A 17,881-nucleotide genomic window follows, 5' to 3' on the forward strand; every position below is an offset into this window, starting at 1 on the left:
GCATCTTCCATAGTTCTAAAAAAATCAGCAGGAGTAGGGTGTTTAAAAGCCCAACGTTTTGCATACGTTTTAAAAGCGTAATCAAAAAGTTCAGGACCCATAATTGTGCTTCTTAGCATCCATAGACCTGCAGCGGGTTTCGCATAGGCATTATTTCCAAATTGGTAAAGATGATCTCCTTGAGTCATTATTGGGACAATTTTTGATTGATCACCTTTCATATATCCAACAATATTTTTAGGCAATCCTCTGCTAAGTGGATAACCATCCTCATATTCAATTTGAGCTAATATTTGTACAAAAGAATTTAACCCTTCATCCATCCAAGTCCATTGGCGCTCATCAGAATTAATAATCATAGGAAAAAAATTATGACCAACTTCATGAATAGTTACACCAATCATTCTATATTTTGTTCTGTCAGAATATGTTCCATCAGGGTTTGGTCTACCAGGGTTGAAACAAATTTGTGGGTATTCCATACCCATTTGCCCATCAACTGAGATAGCTTTGTGATATGGATAATCAATTGTGTGTTTTGAATACGTAATTAAAGTTTGAGCTGTAGCTCTTGTAGAGTGATCACCATATAACGGGTTTGCTTCTTTTGAATAATAAGAATAGGCCATTACTGTTCTACCACTAATATCAACTGCCATAGCATCCCAAATAAATTTTCTTGATGAGGCAAAGGCATAATCTCTAACATTTTCGGCAAAGAATTTCCAAGTTTTAGTTTCTTTAGATTTATTTTTTTCAGCTTTTATTGCTTCATCTTGAGTCACAATAATAACAGGGTCGCTGAAGTTTTCTCTTGCTTCAGCTAATCTTTTTTGTTGTGTGTTAGTTAAAACTTCTTCTTCATTGGTAAGAATACCTGTTGCACCTAACATATGATCAGCTGGTGTAGTTATGGAAACTTCATAATTTCCAAACTCTAAAGCAAATTCACTACGTCCCCAAAACTGCATATTTTGCCAACCATCAACATTATCATACACACATAATCTTGGAAAAAATTGAGCAATAACATAACTATTGTTTCCATCTAAAGGAAAATGTTCAAAACCAGAACGGCCACCTTGACTTACATGATTGTTTATATTATACCACCATTTAATTTTAAACGAATGTGTTGCGCCTGATACTAAAGGTTCATCTAAATTTAAACGCATCATTGTTTGATTGATTATATACGATGCATCACTATCATCAATATTTTTTACATATTCAATTTTAAAACCACCATCAAAAGGGTCTTCTATAAAAGTTTCTGAAAACTTTGAAGGAGAGTATAATACACTTGCACCACTACCTTGTATATCGTTTGTTTTTGAATCTGAAGCACGCATATTTTGATCTAGTTGTATCCATAAATACTCTAAATTATCTGTTGAATTATTATGATATGTAATAGTTTCTTCTCCATAAATCCGTTGGTTATCATCATCTAAAATAATATCCATTTTATAATCAACTTGTTGTTGCGTGTATTCATAACCTGGGGCTCCGGAAGCAGTGTGTTGACTGTTGGGAGTAGGTAGTTCTTCGCTAAGTTGTTTAAATTTACTGGTATTATAATGCCCTTTTTGTCTTTCAACTTCTTGAGCAATAGTTATATTAACTAAAAATAACAGAGATATTAAAATGTATATTATTTTTTTCATAAGTGTTTTAATTAATTTTTAAGATTTCTAAAGTAAGTAATATTTTATAAAAGAAAAAACCACTCAAAATGAGTGGTCATACTTTTTATCCTTTAATTTGGTTTCGTTTAAATTGCTCAAACTTATTTTCTTTATTTTTTGGCCAGCTGTTGTTTGTTAAATCTACATCAGCAGTTTGTTCATCAGGATCTACAGTAATCTTTGAAATTGCTTTGCTTGATGGGAAGACTTTTGTTACTTCATTATCATTCAAACTCCAAATTTCAGCCGGATATTGCTTACGTTCTTTGGTGCCATCTTCGTATTCAAATTCAACAATAATTGGCATTACTAAATCACCTGGTTTTTCAAAAACTAATTCATAAAAATATTTAGGAGCCTTTAACGTAGCTTTTTCTTCTGAAGTAAAGTTTTGTTCAACATAATCGCTTAATAAATTGTAATCCTCAGGTTTTTTCTTTTTCAAATTTTTATTGAATTCTTTGCTGTCTTCAGAAACTAAATATAAAGAAGGTGGTAATTGATCCACAGTAATTCCGTAAGCTTTTGCCATGTTTTTAGCACGTTCAGTTGGTTTATCTGTTACATAGAATTTTTTAACTTCTTTTATACCAATATCAGTATTTCCAGTAGTATAAAACCAACCTCTCCAAAACCAATCTAAATCCATTGCAGAAGCATCTTCCATAGTTCTAAAAAAATCTGCAGGAGTAGGATGTTTAAAAGCCCAGCGTTTTGAATACGTTTTAAAAGCGTAGTCAAATAGCTCAGGTCCCATAATGGTTTGTCTTAAAATATATAAAGCAGCAGCAGGTTTTGCATAAGCATTTGATCCGAAATTTAAAACTGTACCACCTTGAGACATAATTGGGGAAAGTTTACTTTGATCTCCAGACATATATCTAGTAATATCTTTAGCGGTGCTTTTCATTGGGAATAATTCTGAATCGTATTTGTATTCAGCTAAAATTTCAATAAAAGAATTTAAACCTTCATCCATCCAAGTCCATTGACGTTCATCTGAATTTACAATCATAGGAAAAAAGTTATGACCAACTTCATGCGTTACAACACCAATCATACCTTTTTTTGTTCTTTCAGAATATTTTCCATTTGTATTTGGCCTTCCATAATTCCAGCAAATCATAGGATATTCCATTCCTTGACGTTTTGCATTAACCGATGTTGCATGCGGATATGGATAATCAAATGTATGTTCTGAATAGATTTTTAAAGTATTAGCTACAACTCTTGTTGAATGTTCTTCCCAAAGCGGATTTCCCTCATTAGGATATAATGAATATGCCATTACAGTTTTATCATTTAATTTAACAGCCATAGCGTCCCAAATTAATTTACGCGAACTTGCAAATGCAAAATCACGAACATTTTCAGCATATATTTTCCAAGTTTTTGTTTTATTAGATTGCCCTTTTTCTGCTTCAAGTGCTTCTTCAGGAGTTACAATAAATACAGGATTATTATAAGAAGTGTTTGCTTCAACGTACCTTTTATATTGTTTGTTTGTAAATACATCTTTAGGGTTTTGAATTACACCAGTTCCATTTAAAATATGATCTTTAGGTGTTGTAATTGAAACTTCATAATTTCCAAATTCTAAAGCAAACTCACTTCGTCCCCAAAACTGCATATTCTGCCATCCTTCAACGTTATTATACACCGCTAAACGAGGGAAAAATTGAGCAATAATGTATAAGTTATTTCCATCAGGAAATGGTTCGTAACCAGATCTACCTCTTATTGATGTGTAATCGTTAATATTATACCACCATTTTATATTGAATATAAATTTTTCACCTGAAGCTAAAGGTATAGTTAAATCAACACGCATCATAGTGTTGTTTATCATATAATGTAAGTCATTACCTGAAGCATCTGTAATATATTCAATATTAAAACCTCCTTGAAAAGGTTTTCCCATAAATTGTTTTGTAAATTTTGAAGGAGAATATAAAGCATCTGGGCCACCACCTTTTATTTCGTTAGTTTTTGAATTTGGAGCACGCATATTTTGATCTAGTTGCACCCATAAATAGTCTAAATTATCTTTAGAATTATTGTGATATGTAATAGTTTCTTCACCAAAAAGTTTATTATTTTTTTCATCTAAAATAATGTTCATTCTATAATCAACTTGTTGCTGGGTGTATTCATAACCAGGAGCACCAGAAGCAGTGTGCTGTTTGTTTGGTGTTGGCAACTTGTCTTTTAGCTGCTTAAATTTACTAGTATTGTAATGTGATTTTTGTCCTGGTTTTACTTCTTGGGCATAAAACGATGTTGATATGCATGCAATTGAAATTGCTAAAATGAATATTTTTTTCATGGGTAGTTAATTTGTGAAAAATGTTTTGAAAATTAATTATTTTAAGTAAGATAAAGTGTAGTTGCTTAAAAATTTAACAAACCTTTATCATTTTTAGCTGTTAAATAAAATGTTTTATGAATTTTGTTTGCTTTTATTTTAACAATATTTTGTTGATCTTTAAAATCTTTAAAAAGGAAATTATTAATAATTTCTATAGATTTTATTTTCTCAATATTGGTTATTTCTAAGTAAAAACGAACAATATCATCATCATATTCTTTTCCAATATATATATAAGGTTTTAAGCTATTATTTACTGTAATTTTAAAGTGTTTGTTTAGATATGATTGATAATATTCGTCAATATTTTCAACTTCTTGTTTTGTTGCTAGGTTAAGTGTTTTTTTATGATTTTTATTAAGTGTAAACTCAAGATCATCAATAAAAAGACCAACTGTTATCTGAAGCGTATTTTGTTCTTCATTATGTTCAATTTCACATAAACTTATGTAGTATTTGTGCATAGTAAATGCAACTAACGGAATAAAAAAAAGGATATATAAATATTTTCTAAGATTCATTCAAATTTATTTTATGGCTAATAAACAAAAAGCATTTTAAAGGACACATATTTAATGTAAATTATTATTTCTGAATTAATTTAAACTCTTTAGATTGTTTTATTAAGAAGTTTTTAATAACAATTTCTTCACTTTTATAGAAATCTAGCAAACCATTTCCTTCACAATAATCTAAAAATAAATAGATATTCTCTACGGAAATATGTAATACGTCGCTAAAAAAAGTTGCATCATATTCATTTTTAATTTTAGTAGAAAATTCAGCTCTAAGCTTTTTACTTTTTTCAAGTTCTAGTTTTTGATCTAACTTTCTTGCTTTTCTTTTTAAACGAGATTTTTTTGTTAGCATCATAAATAAAGCAATTGGGTTTAAGCCACCAGCATTAGCATTTGGGTCGGTTAATTTACGTGCATTTGGTGGTTTGTTATTTGAAATTTTATCAGTGCGAAGAATTGTACCTTTGGTAACTGCTGCTTTGCTCCAATCTAAAAATATTTTTTTTGCTAACATTACTTCTTCTAACTGATAATAATCGGGTTCTAAATAAATTGTTATTTTTTTAGATTTTAAATGCGTTTTTGAAATTATAATATTTCTATTTGTGTATACAAGTGATGAAAATAAAATAGAATCACCTTCCATGGCTAAAATGGTAAAACTCCCATTTTTATCACTGGCTCCACCTAAGAGTGTCATTTTATTTGAGATATTAATATCAGGTAAATACATGGAATTGTATTTTACAGTTCCTTCAAGTTGTATTCTTTGTTGTTGAGCGTTTGTTTTTAAGAATATAAATACTAAAACAAAATATAGAATTTTTAATTTCATAGCAAAAGAAGTAAGTTGGTTAATCTTAAATTCATTAAAACAAATTACGATATTGAAATCTTAAAACTGTATTAATGTATTGGTAAACTTATGTTAAAGATTGAAAATTTGTATATTTGATAAAACTTAATTTTAATGAAAAAACTATTTATAGCAAGCACTTCAACGGTTCATGGAAAAGGATATTTAGAATATATGTTACCTGAACTATCAGTTTTTTTTAAAGGAATTCAAGAAATTTTATTTATTCCGTACGCAAGACCAAGCGGACTTACACATGACGAGTATACAAGCAGAGCACAAAGCGGATTTGAAAAAATTAATATTAAATTAAAAGGCATTCATCAATTTAAAAACCCAATTGAAGCAGTTAATCTTGCAAAGGCAATTTTTGTTGGTGGTGGTAATACTTTCTTGTTAACAAAACAGCTGTATGCTAATAAACTAATATCAACAATAAAAAATGTTGTTGAAAATGGTGTGCCATATTTTGGAACAAGTGCAGGGAGTGTTATTACTGGTGTAACTATGCAAAACACGAATGATATGCCTATAATATATCCGCCAAGTTTTGATACATTTAAGTTTTTAAATTTTAATTTGAATTGTCATTATTTAGATCCAGATACAAATTCTACACATATGGGTGAAACAAGAGAAACCCGTATTAATGAATATCATACTATAAATAAAACACCCGTTTTAGGCTTAAGAGAAGGAAGTTGGTTGTTGTTTAAAGGAAATAAAATAACTTTAAAAGGAGGTTTTAACGCTCGTTTATTTCAGCAAAATAAGGCAGCTTTAGAATTGCCGTCTGAAACCGATTTTAGTTTTTTAATGTAAATCTAAAAATGAAGCTACTAATTGTGCGTCAGGAGAATTTTTAACTTCTAATGATAGTGTTTTATACGTTTCTTTAATCTGAAGAGTATCAACAGTTGTTGATTTTAAAAGATCCCTCAATATCATTGCTGATACATATGAGTTTTTGTGTTTAAATATAAAATTATAACTGAATTTAGTAAAATCTGTTTCAATATTTTTTATTTCACTTCCAATTTTCTTCAATTCATTAGCGTCATTTTCAAGCCTTGCTTTTTGAAATTGAGGAAATAAATAATCTATTTTTTTAAAAATATTTTTAGAAGCTATTTTATATTCGTTTAATTCATTATTAAGTTGAGAGCCATTTATTAATGGGTCATTTATAGCATCTGAACTTATAAAAACATTAAAAGATGTATTTTCAATAATTAAAATTGATGCGGAAGAATAATTTTGATAAGTTAAGGCAAATCGTTCTGGAAAATCTACAATTCCTTTAAATAAAAAATTATTATTTTCAATAATACTAGAATCTATTTCATAAAAAGAATCTCCAATTATTTTGTTTAAATAAACTTTTTCAGGGTAAAAATTCTCTAACGTTCCTTTAATTTCAAAACTATTAAACGTTTTTAAAATTTGGTTATTAGTTTGTTTAATTTCTGCACTGTTTTTTTTACATGAAACAAGTAAGAAGGCTAAAAAGCTTAGTAAAAAAACCCGTTTCATTTTAAAATTTGCTAATTAATAATTCAAATATTCAACAATTTCAAGTCCGTAACCAGTCATACCAATTCGTTTAGTAACTGATGATGCATTTGACAAAACTTTAATTTTACTAATTTCTAAATCGTGTAAAATTTGTGCGCCAATACCAAAATCTTTATCATCTGGTTTTATTTGTGGGACTTTATTTTCTGTTTCTTTTTGAGCTTCTTTTAAAAGTGATAAACGATTTATTAAGTTAAAAGATTGGTTTTCTTGACTAATAAATACAACTGCACCTTTGCCTTCTTCATCAATCATTTTAAAAATTTTAGAGAAAGTATCATCAGGTTTATTGGTTAAAAGTCTAATAATATCATTATTAATTAATGATGAGTTTACACGAACCATCACTGATTCATCTTCACTCCAAGAACCTTTTGTTAAGGCTAAATGAACTTGATTATTTGTGGTTTGTTTATAGGCTCTTAATCTAAATTCACCAAAACGAGTTTGCATGGTAAAATCTTCAACTTTATAAATTAGCGAATCATATTTCATACGATACGCAACTAAAGCTTCAATTGAAATAATTTTTAAATCAAACTTTTTAGCAACTTCTAATAATTGTGGCAAACGAGCCATTGTACCATCTTCATTTAAAATTTCAACCAAAATACCCGATGGTTGAAAACCAGCTAATCGTGCTAAATCTATTGAAGCTTCTGTATGCCCAGTTCTTCTTAAAACACCACCTTCTTTTGCTCTTAAAGGAAAAATATGACCAGGTCTTCCAAAATCATCAGGTTTTGTACTTTTTGAAGTTAAAGCTTTTATTGTTTTTGATCTGTCTTGAGCTGAAATACCAGTAGTACAACCATTACCAATTAAATCTATAGAAACAGTAAATTGTGTATTATGCAATACCGTATTTTTATTTACCATAAGTGGTAAATCTAATTCTTCACAACGAGTTTCAGTTAAAGGAGCGCAAATTAAACCTCTACCGTGTTTTGCCATGAAATTAATCATTTCAGGTGTAACACATTCAGCAGCTGCAATAAAATCGCCTTCGTTTTCTCTATCTTCATCATCAACAACAATAATCATTTTACCATTTTTAATGTCTTCAATGGCTTCTTGAATTGTATTTAGTTGAATGTTATTTGTATTACTTTTCATTTTATGTGTTGTTGGTTGTTTTGATAAACCTTTTAAAAAATTTTTGAAAATTTGAAAATACGGAATCTATGTTAAAAATACCCATTCCTTTTGTTGCTCTTCTTGTTAGTAAAATGCCAAAAGGCAATAAAATTAAGGTTGAGAGCCAACTCCCAAATAAAGCTGAAATTACACTTTCTTCAGATAAGTTACCACCTAATTTTGATATGAAAAAGTAGATTACAAATACAGAAATGGCTAATATCATTGGTAACCCAAAACCTCCTTTTCTAACAATTGAACCTAATGGGGCACCAATAAAGAATAGAACTAAACAAGCTAGAGCAAATGAAATTCTGTAACTAATTTCATGGTCATAGAGATTCAATAATTTTCTCTTGTCTTTAAATCCCTTTTTCTGACTTCCATTGCGGTCAATAGTTCTTTTTAGGAGCTGTAGAGATTCGTTTAAAACAATAGTTTTATTTTTAGTATTAAAATTTTGAAGTATATCTGCATCTAATTTATCATCAATTAATGAATCATGATATTTATATAACTTTTTAGCTTCTATAATGTTGTAAAAATAACTAGCTCTATTAGCTACATACACATCGTAGTTTTCTTTTGTTTTTCTAGAAGTAGAATCTAGCTGAACAATACTTAACATTCCATGATGGGATTTTACTCTTTCATCGTCTAACTTATCGTCATCACTAAAAGAAGAAATATCAATATTTATAGTGTATTTTTTAAAAGTTGCATTAGAAGCTGGCATTTTAGCTCTTTCATCTGGCTTCATAGATTTGGTTACATGCTCTTCATAGTAATTACCGTTTTCTAAAGTTAAAGTCATGTATTTACTACCTTCACTGGTAGAAATTATTCCTTTTTCGGCCGTAATTACTTTTATTTTTCCTTTGGCAGCACTTAAATCTGATATTTGAACATTTTTTAGTAAATTTTCTTCTTCACCGTATTTTTCTTCAAACTTTATACTATACCCAGGTATTTCAGTATTAAAAGCACCTGGAACCAACGCTAAAGCTGGTTTTTTCTTTTTCATATTTAAATATAAATTCTTTTGCTTTAATGTAGCCCAAGGATATATATTATTTAGAAATACAAAGTTTAATGCGCTTATAAATAATGTTAAAATAATTAATGGTCTTATCACTCTTTTTAATGAAATACCAGCCGATTTAATTGCAGCCATTTCATAGTTTTCAGACAAGTTACCCATAGCCATTATTGATGATAATAATATACCTATTGGTAATGCTGTAGGTGTAAGCATTAGCGCTAAATAGCCTAAAAATTTAAGTATAAAAAATATGTCAATTCCCTTTCCTGCAATTTCATCAAAAGCTAGCCAAAGTGATTGCATAACTAAAACAAAAAGCACTACAAAAAATGTAGCCAACAAAGGTTCTATAAAACTTTTTAAAATGTATTTGTCAAATATTTTCAACACTATTATTTTGGTTCAGAAATGGTGTATTTTTTTTGATCTCTGTATTTTGGTGTGTCAAAGATAAAAAGCTTTTCTGATATAGGTTGATTTGTTTTGAAAGTTCTTACTTCAAGTGTTGTAATAGTACTGTTTGCGCCAGTTTCAATTACATTATAAATATGTTTAGTTTTAATGTCTATTCCAATAAGTACGCTAATAATTTCAGAATTGCTATCAATAGGTGTTAGCTTTACATATTGTATTTTAATACCTTTTATATTTTTTAATTCACCCATTTTGTAGGTGTAACCATTTTTATAAAACGAAAACATTTTTGAAGGTGTTAATGTTTCTTCTTCGTTTTCTGAAGGTTTTTGGATAATAATTTCTTCATCTTCATGAATAATTAAATAAACTTTGTTGCCATCAAAAAGTTGTTCGGTACCCATATAATTTAGGTGGTACAAATCCCCTTTTAAAGTAACACTACCTCTTGTTTCTTGGTGAATTTCAGCTTCTGAATTATCAAATTTATGATTAAATTCAATATATATGTTTTTATAAGTTTCAACTTTATTTGCCACTTCATCTAACAAGCTTTTGGCTTCGTTTGAATTTTGACTATAAGTTGAAATACTTAAAAAAAGTACTGTTAAAAATAAGACTAGTTTTTTCATTCTATCACGTTCTTTTAAACTATGTTGGTTCGTTATCTAATAATTGATTTAAAGCCATTTCATCAGGCACTAATACTTGTCTGGCTTTGCTTCCTTCAAATTGTCCAACAATACCAGCTGCTTCTAATTGGTCAATTAATCTACCGGCTCTATTATAACCTAATTTTAATTTTCGTTGTAACAAAGAAGCAGATCCTTGTTGCGCATGAACTATTACAAGTGCAGCATCTCTAAACAATACATCTCTTTCGCTAATATTTATATCAAGACTTGTGCCAACTTCTTCACCGCTATATTCAGGTAATAAGTAAGCATCAGGGTAAGCTCTTTGTGAACCAATAAAATCGGTTATTTTTTCAATTTCAGGTGTATCTACAAAAGCACATTGTAAACGAATTACATCATTTCCTCCTGAAAAAAGCATATCACCTCTACCAATTAATTGGTCAGCACCTTGACCATCAAGTATAGTTCTTGAATCTATTTTTGAGGTTACTCTAAAAGCTGCTCTTGCAGGGAAATTTGCTTTAATAATACCTGTAATTACATTTACAGATGGACGCTGAGTTGCAACAATTAAATGAATACCAATAGCTCTTGCTAGTTGTGCTAAACGTGCAATTGGAGTTTCAATTTCTTTACCGGCGGTCATTATTAAATCAGCAAATTCATCAATAACTAATACAATGTATGGTAAAAATTTGTGTCCATCATTTGGATTTAATTTTCGAGCTTTAAATTTTACATTGTACTCTTTAATATTACGCACCATTGCTAATTTTAACAAATCATAACGTGCATCCATTTCAAGACATAATGAATTTAAAGTATTTACAACTTTTGTAGTATCTGTAATTATTGCTTCTTCAGTATCTGGCAATTTTGCTAAATAATGACGTTCAATTTTATTGAATAATGTTAATTCAACCTTTTTAGGATCAACTAATACAAATTTAACTTCAGCTGGGTGTTTTTTATATAATAATGAAGTTAATACAGCATTTAAACCAACCGATTTTCCTTGACCTGTTGCACCTGCCATTAATAAATGAGGCATTTTTGCTAGGTCTATTACAAAAGTTTCGTTTGAGATTGTTTTACCTAAAGCAATAGGTAATTCCATTTCTGATTTCTGAAATTTGGTTGAAGAAATAACCGATTTCATTGAAACCATTGTAGGGTTTTTATTTGGAACTTCAATACCAATAGTACCTTTACCCGGAATTGGAGCAATAATTCTAATTCCCATTGCCGACAGCGATAAGGCAATGTCATCTTCTAAATTTTTAATTTTTGAAATTCTAATACCTGCTTCTGGAACAATTTCATATAATGTAACTGTTGGTCCAACTGTAGCTTTTATACGGTCAATCCCTATATTATAGTTATTTAAAGTTTCAACAATTCTATTTTTATGTAGTTCTAATTCTTCTTGATCTACAGAAATACTTTCGTTATAATCTCTTAATAAATTTAGTGTTGGAAATTTATAATTACTTAACTCTAATGTTGGATCAAATTCACCAAAATCAGCTACTAATTTATCAGATAAATTTTCGTTCACATGATTTTCATCAATAATTTTATCTACATCAATTGAAACATCAATAATCTCATCTTTATCAGCAGGTATAGTTTTTAATTTAGGTTCATTAATTATTTCTTCAGAAGGAAGTTTTGTTTCAAGTGGTAAATCAAAAGTAGCCTTTGTTTCAGTTGATGAACTTTCTTCAACACTATTAATTTCTGAAGTTTTCTTTTTTTTGAAAGAAGGTAAACTGTTTTTAATTGCTTCAGGTGTAAACTTAAAACGAATAACTAAGTAGGATGCAAATAAAAAGGTGATTGCTAAAATTAACCCAGTTTTTCCTAAAAATTGTTGTAAATAAATATTTAATTCAAAACCAATTACTCCTGCTAATAATGAGTTTTTATGTGCAAAAAAACCAAATGTAATTGAAAACAAAATAATTCCTAAAATACCCCAAACCCAGTTTTTTCTAACATTTTTTGCACTTCCTTTGAAAGTGATTGAAACACCCGATAAAAATAATAGAATAGGTAAGTACAATGCAGCAATTCCAAAGTTTTTATAAATAAAAAAATGACTAATACTTGCACCAATTTTACCTAATAAATTTTTTACTGAAGTGTTTTTATCAGTAAAATTTGAAAGCTGACTTTGATCTTGTTGCCAATTAAATAAGTATGATATAAATGAGGTAAATAAGAATATAGAAAACAAGGCTATAAACAAACCAATTATAGTTTGGGTTTGTCTACTTTCAAAAAAGGAGTTTGTTTTTTTTAAACGCTTTTTTGTTGCTGCTTTTGTAGTTGTTTTACTTTTTTTTGCCATTTACTTTAGTGTCTCACAAAAATATAAAATTTATGTGATTGAGATTAAATTCCTAGGTAAATTTAGGAATGTAGATAATTAAACCAATAATTACAGCAAATATTGCAGCAAAAAAGGCAGCGCCAGCAGAAATATCTTTAACTCTACCTATTTGTTTATGATAATCAGGATGAATAAAGTCGGCAAGTTTTTCAATTCCCGTATTTAATGATTCTGCTACCAAAACTAGTCCAATAGAAAAAATTTGGAACATCCATTCGGTAGCAGAAATATGCATTATAAAGCCAAAAATGGTCATAAGAACACCAATAATAACTTGTGCAATAATACTATTTTCAGAAGTAATTAAAATCCAAAACCCTTTAGCTGCATACTTTACAGATTTAATGCGGTTCATTAAAAAATTACTTTCAGTATTCATAAGTTAAAGTGCTTTTAAAGCTGCTTCGTAATTAGGTTCATCAACAATTTCAGAAACTTGTTCAGTGTAAGTTACTTCTCCTTCTTCATTTAAAATTACAATTGCTCTAGAATGCAAGTTAGCTAATGGTCCATCTTTAATTGTTAATCCATAAGATTTTCCAAATTTACCTTTAGAAAAATCTGATAAAGTAATAACATTTTCTAATCCTTCAGCACCACAAAAACGAGCTTGAGCAAACGGTAAATCTCTTGAAATACACAATACTTTTGTGTTTTCTAATTTACTTGCTTCTTCATTAAATCTTCTAACTGAAGCTGCACAAGTACCTGTATCTAAACTAGGGAATATATTTAAAATTAATTTAGACCCTTTAAAATCTTTTAATTTTGCTTTTGATAAATCAGCTTTTATTAATGAGAATTTTGGAGCTTTTTTACCTAGTTTAGGTAAATTACCTACAGTTTTAAATGGATTTCCTTTTAATGTTATTTTAGCCATAATAAATTTTTATAATTATAAGTTTCAAAGTTAGGTTAAAAACTAAAAACTCTCGAATTAATTCGAGAGTTTTTAAAAATATATTTGATTTTTGTTAGTGTTTCGATAAATAATCAGCAACACCTTCGTGCGTTGCTTTTAATCCTTCTTTTTCTGAATTCCAGTTTGCAGGACAAGCTTCACCGTGTTCTTCAGTAAATTGTAATGCATCAACCATTCTTAAAGCTTCATCAACATTTCTGCCAAGTGGTAAGTCATTTACAATTTGGTGACGTACAATTCCTTCTTTATCAATTAAAAATAAACCACGGTATGCAATTAATTCTCCGCTAGCTTGTAATTGATCGTTGTCATCATAAAAATAATCTCCAGCTAAAACATCATAATTTTTAGAAATAGTTTTATTAGTATCTGCAACTAATGGGTAAGTAACTCCTTGAATTCCTCCTTGTGCTTTTGGCATTTGTAACCATCCCCAGTGAGATTGTTCAGTATCTGTAGATACAGCAACCAATTGAACGTTTCTTTTTTCAAATTCTGCTATTTTTTCTTGAAATGCAAATAATTCAGTTGGGCAAACAAATGTAAAATCTTTTGGATAAAAGAATAATATAACATATTTATTTCCTTCAAATTGATCTAAAGAGTAGTTTTCAGTAAATTCTATTCCGTTTACTACCGCTTGTGCACTAAATTTTGGTGCTTTTTTTCCAACTAATACAGCCATTCTTATAATTTTTTATTTATGATTATTAATTTTAATAGTACAAATGTACATTATTAAATAAAATTTTAAAATAATGTTAATTTTAAAATTTTATTATGAAATAGATTTTATTTATGATAAATAACTAAGGAGAGCTTTTAAACTCTTATAATTAGTAAATTGAAGTAATAATTTTAAGGATACTTATTAATAACCTTCAGACATGTTTTTAAGCGCACTTTTATCTAAAATAAGTATTTTCTTATTTATTAAGTCAATAACACCATCTTTTTTTAAGTTAGATAATAATCTAATTGCAGATTCTGTAGCAGTACCAATTGTATTTGCAATTTCTTCTCTTGTTAAAACTACATCAATACACCCTTCATTGTCAATCCCAAAAATCATTTCTAAAGTGATTAAAGTTTCAGCTAATCTCTCTTTTACTGGTTTTTGAGCCATTTGAGAAACTAATGTATTTGCTTGGTTTAACTGATGAGAAATAATTTTCATAATATTTAATGAAAATTGCCCATTATCTTTAATTGTATCTATAATATCTTGTTTAGGAATAAAACAAACGTGCATATCTTCTAAAGCTGTAGCATTTAAACCAACTGGCTCGTCACTTAGTATAGATCGTTGACCTAAAATATCACCACCTTTAACAAATTTTATAATTTGTTCTTTGCCATTTGTACTAAGCTTTGTTAATTTGCCTTTTCCATCCCTAATACAATATAAACCATTAATTGCGTTACCTTCAGTCATTAAATTTTCGCCTTTTTTAATATGAAGCGTTGTCTTATGATCTGAAAATTTCACCAATTCATCATGTGTCAAACTTTTTAAAGCATTAAAGCGCTTAATAATACACTGTTCGCATTTCGACATACATTTAAGTTTAAAAGTAGTAGTAATTGGCAGCAAATGTACAAAAATAAATGATATTTATCATTTTCATAAAATAATAAATGAATAGTTTTGTCCCAAATATTAAAAGTTATATGAGTATAAAGGATTGTTATCATTGTGGGGCAGATTGTGGTAAAAAACCAATTCACTTTAATGAAAAAGATTTTTGTTGTAATGGTTGTAAAACAGTTTTTGAAATTCTAAATACAAATGAATTAAGTTGTTATTACGATTTAGAATCTACTCCAGGAACAATTCCAAAAGAAATTGAAGGGAAATATAATTATTTAGAAAATGAAGATATTGTTGCTAAATTATTAGAGTTTAATGATGGAAGTACATCTGTAATAGAATTTTATATTCCAAGCATACATTGTAGTTCGTGTATTTGGGTGTTAGAAAATTTGAATAAATTAAATGATGGAGTAGCAACTTCAATGGTTAATTTTCCATTAAAAACAGTTAGAGTTACTTTTAAAAATAATACAACTAATTTAAAGCAATTGGTTGAATTAATAACCTCAATAGGATATGAGCCTTATATAAGTTTAGATGATGCTGATGCTAAAAAAAATAAAATAGATAATAAATTATTGTACCAAGTTTCAATTGCCGCTTTTGCTTTTGGAAATATTATGTTGTTATCTTTTCCAGAATATTTTGATGTAGATGAGTTTTGGCTGGAAAAATATAAGCCATTGTTTAGATGGTTAATGTTTACAATGGCGCTTCCCGTAGTGTTTTACTCAGCCAAAGATTATTTTATTTCTGCGTATAAAGGATTGAAACATAAAATATTAAATATTGATGTTCCAATTGCTATTGGAATTTCGGTATTGTTTCTTAGAAGTACTATAGAAATATCGTTAGACATTGGTTCAGGCTTTTTTGATAGTTTATCCGGACTTGTTTTCTTTTTATTATTAGGTAAATTTTTTCAAAAAAAGACTTACGATTTTTTATCTTTTGAACGTGATTATAAATCGTATTTTCCAATAGCAGTTACAAGAATAGTTGATGGAATTGAAAAAAGTATTGCAGTAAAAGATATTGAAAAAGGAGACCGATTATTAATTAGAAATGAAGAATTAATACCTGTAGATAGTATTTTAATTAATGGTAATGCAGCAATTGATTATAGTTTTGTTACTGGAGAATCTGCTCCTGTAGTTAAACAATCTGGAGATAAGTTATTCGCCGGAGGAAAACAAACAGCAGGCGCTATTGAAGTTGAAGTTATTAATACCATTTCTCAAAGTTATTTAACGCAATTATGGAGTAATGATGTGTTTAATAAGAAGAATGAAGTTACAATTAAAACAATTACAGATTCAATTAGTAAATACTTTACAATAGCTATTTTATTTATAGCATTTTTTGCGGGTGTTTTTTGGTATTTTTACAATGCATCAATGGCAATTAATGTTGTTACAGCAGTACTTATTATTGCTTGCCCGTGCGCGTTGGCTTTATCTGCACCTTTTGCAATTGGAAACATGCTTCGAATTTTTGGATATAAAAAATTCTATTTAAAAAACGCTGAAACTATTGAAAACATGTCAAAGATAAACACTATTATTTTTGATAAAACAGGTACCATAACATCTAATAGTAAAACTCAATTATTTTATAAAGGTGAAAAGATTTCTGTAGAAGAGTTATCCATAATAAAAAGTGTTTTAAGAGCATCTAATCACCCTTTAAGCAGGTCTCTTTATAAATTTATTAAAGGTGAAGCTTCTATTGAAAAACCAACCTTTTTTGAAGAAATATTAGGGAAAGGAATTAATGCAACAATTAATAATATTGAAATAAAATTAGGATCTTCAAACTTTGTTGAATCAAATTTATTAGAAACTAATGAAACATCAATTCATATAAAAATTAATAACAATTTAAAAGGATGTTATATTTTTAAGAATAGTTATAGAGAAGGAACAAAAGAAGTTTTTCAAAGTTTAGCTGAAAAATATAATCTAGTAATCCTATCAGGTGATAATGATGGAGAGAAAGAATATTTAGAACAATTATTACCTAAAAATATTCAGTATAAATTTAATCAAAACCCAGAGAGTAAATTAGAGTTTGTAAAAAATATTCAGCAAAAAGGTAATAAAGTAATGATGATTGGTGATGGTTTAAATGACGCAGGTGCTTTAGCACAAAGTAATGTTGGAATTGCTATTTCAGAAGATGTAAATGTGTTTTCACCAGCTTGTGACGCTATTTTAGATGCAAAACTTTTTAACAATTTACCTAAGTTTTTAACATTGGCAACTAAAACAATTTCAATTATTAAAGCAAGTTTTGTGTTATCATTTTTTTACAATGTTATAGGCATGTACTTTGCTTTAACAGGGCAGTTAACACCTGTTGTTGCTGCTATTTTAATGCCGTTAAGTTCAATTACAATTGTAGTTTTTGTTACAATATTAACAAACTGGATTTCCAAAAAGATTTAATTTTTTTGCATAAAAGATAAAAAAGTCTAAATTTATGCGATATAATGATTCTTTTTTAATGAAGAAAATATATTTTTGTGCCAAATCAAAAAAAACTAGTAACTAAAAATGGAGGTAGTTTACATAACAATGGGCGTTAGTATTATTGTAGCCGTTTTATTTTTCATAGCATTTATCAAATCAGTAAAATCTGGTCAGTATGAAGATACTTATACACCATCGGTTAGAATGTTATTTGATGATGAATTAGTTACAGAGAAAAAAGAAAAATCAACTAAATAATAATT

General features: G+C 28.5%; 16 protein-coding genes. 3 read left to right on the plus strand and 13 right to left on the minus strand.

What is annotated here, in order from left to right; all coding sequences use genetic code 11:
* From GQ540_RS02100 to GQ540_RS02115, 4 genes are all read right to left on the minus strand, one after another.
* Positions 1 to 1,667 (minus strand): M1 family metallopeptidase (locus GQ540_RS02100; RefSeq protein WP_291796613.1); only part of this gene is annotated, 1,667 nt, incomplete at its 3' end.
* A gap of 85 nt (positions 1,668 to 1,752) precedes the next feature.
* Positions 1,753 to 4,014, minus strand: a complete 2,262-nt coding sequence (locus GQ540_RS02105; protein ID WP_291796616.1) for a M1 family metallopeptidase — start codon at positions 4,012 to 4,014, stop codon at positions 1,753 to 1,755.
* Positions 4,015 to 4,079: 65 nt separating this feature from the next.
* Positions 4,080 to 4,577 carry a DUF6702 family protein gene (locus tag GQ540_RS02110; RefSeq protein WP_291796619.1) on the minus strand — a complete coding sequence of 166 codons (498 nt, stop codon included), beginning with the start codon at positions 4,575 to 4,577 and terminating at the stop codon, positions 4,080 to 4,082.
* A gap of 64 nt (positions 4,578 to 4,641) precedes the next feature.
* Positions 4,642 to 5,409 carry a hypothetical protein gene (locus GQ540_RS02115; RefSeq protein ID WP_291796622.1) on the minus strand — a complete coding sequence of 256 codons (768 nt, stop codon included), beginning with the start codon at positions 5,407 to 5,409 and terminating at the stop codon, positions 4,642 to 4,644.
* A 135-nt stretch (positions 5,410 to 5,544) separates the two neighbouring features.
* Between GQ540_RS02115 and pepE the strand changes: the two genes are divergently transcribed.
* Positions 5,545 to 6,252: a dipeptidase PepE gene (pepE, locus tag GQ540_RS02120; RefSeq protein WP_291796625.1), complete on the plus strand. Its 708-nt coding sequence runs from the start codon at positions 5,545 to 5,547 to the stop codon at positions 6,250 to 6,252.
* Here the strand turns inward: pepE and GQ540_RS02125 are convergent.
* From GQ540_RS02125 to GQ540_RS02165, 9 genes are all read right to left on the minus strand, one after another.
* Entirely contained in the window at positions 6,244 to 6,963 is a 720-nt protein-coding gene (locus tag GQ540_RS02125) for a DUF4369 domain-containing protein (protein WP_291796628.1), read from the minus strand. The genes pepE and GQ540_RS02125 overlap by 9 nt on opposite strands.
* Before the next feature lie 15 nt (positions 6,964 to 6,978).
* Positions 6,979 to 8,121, minus strand: coding sequence for a 3,4-dihydroxy-2-butanone-4-phosphate synthase (gene ribB, locus GQ540_RS02130; RefSeq protein WP_291796631.1), 1,143 nt, complete (start codon positions 8,119 to 8,121; stop codon positions 6,979 to 6,981).
* A 1-nt stretch (position 8,122) separates the two neighbouring features.
* On the minus strand, positions 8,123 to 9,571 hold the full coding sequence (locus GQ540_RS02135; RefSeq protein ID WP_291796634.1) for an LptF/LptG family permease: 1,449 nt from the start codon (positions 9,569 to 9,571) through the stop codon (positions 8,123 to 8,125).
* 5 nt (positions 9,572 to 9,576) lie between these two features.
* Positions 9,577 to 10,230, minus strand: a complete 654-nt coding sequence (locus GQ540_RS02140; protein ID WP_291796637.1) for an outer membrane lipoprotein carrier protein LolA — start codon at positions 10,228 to 10,230, stop codon at positions 9,577 to 9,579.
* A gap of 19 nt (positions 10,231 to 10,249) precedes the next feature.
* Entirely contained in the window at positions 10,250 to 12,589 is a 2,340-nt protein-coding gene (locus tag GQ540_RS02145; protein ID WP_291796640.1) for a DNA translocase FtsK, read from the minus strand.
* Between the two features lie 52 nt (positions 12,590 to 12,641).
* Complete coding sequence (locus GQ540_RS02150) at positions 12,642 to 12,986, minus strand: diacylglycerol kinase (RefSeq protein WP_291796643.1); 345 nt, start codon at positions 12,984 to 12,986, stop codon at positions 12,642 to 12,644.
* A 27-nt stretch (positions 12,987 to 13,013) separates the two neighbouring features.
* Positions 13,014 to 13,511 carry a thiol peroxidase gene (tpx, locus tag GQ540_RS02155; RefSeq protein ID WP_291796646.1) on the minus strand — a complete coding sequence of 166 codons (498 nt, stop codon included), beginning with the start codon at positions 13,509 to 13,511 and terminating at the stop codon, positions 13,014 to 13,016.
* A 94-nt stretch (positions 13,512 to 13,605) separates the two neighbouring features.
* Complete coding sequence (locus GQ540_RS02160) at positions 13,606 to 14,238, minus strand: peroxiredoxin (protein WP_291796649.1); 633 nt, start codon at positions 14,236 to 14,238, stop codon at positions 13,606 to 13,608.
* A gap of 186 nt (positions 14,239 to 14,424) precedes the next feature.
* Positions 14,425 to 15,111: a Crp/Fnr family transcriptional regulator gene (locus GQ540_RS02165; RefSeq protein WP_291796652.1), complete on the minus strand. Its 687-nt coding sequence runs from the start codon at positions 15,109 to 15,111 to the stop codon at positions 14,425 to 14,427.
* Positions 15,112 to 15,224: 113 nt separating this feature from the next.
* On the opposite strand from GQ540_RS02165, the gene GQ540_RS02170 reads away from it, so the two are divergent.
* Together GQ540_RS02170 and ccoS are read left to right on the plus strand one after the other, a co-directional pair.
* Complete coding sequence (locus GQ540_RS02170; protein WP_291796655.1) at positions 15,225 to 17,594, plus strand: heavy metal translocating P-type ATPase metal-binding domain-containing protein; 2,370 nt, start codon at positions 15,225 to 15,227, stop codon at positions 17,592 to 17,594.
* A 108-nt stretch (positions 17,595 to 17,702) separates the two neighbouring features.
* Positions 17,703 to 17,876, plus strand: coding sequence for a cbb3-type cytochrome oxidase assembly protein CcoS (gene ccoS / locus GQ540_RS02175; protein ID WP_291796658.1), 174 nt, complete (start codon positions 17,703 to 17,705; stop codon positions 17,874 to 17,876).
* Positions 17,877 to 17,881 lie beyond the last annotated feature (5 nt).

The organism is Lutibacter sp. (assembly GCF_013139515.1).
Taxonomy (GTDB): domain Bacteria; phylum Bacteroidota; class Bacteroidia; order Flavobacteriales; family Flavobacteriaceae; genus Lutibacter.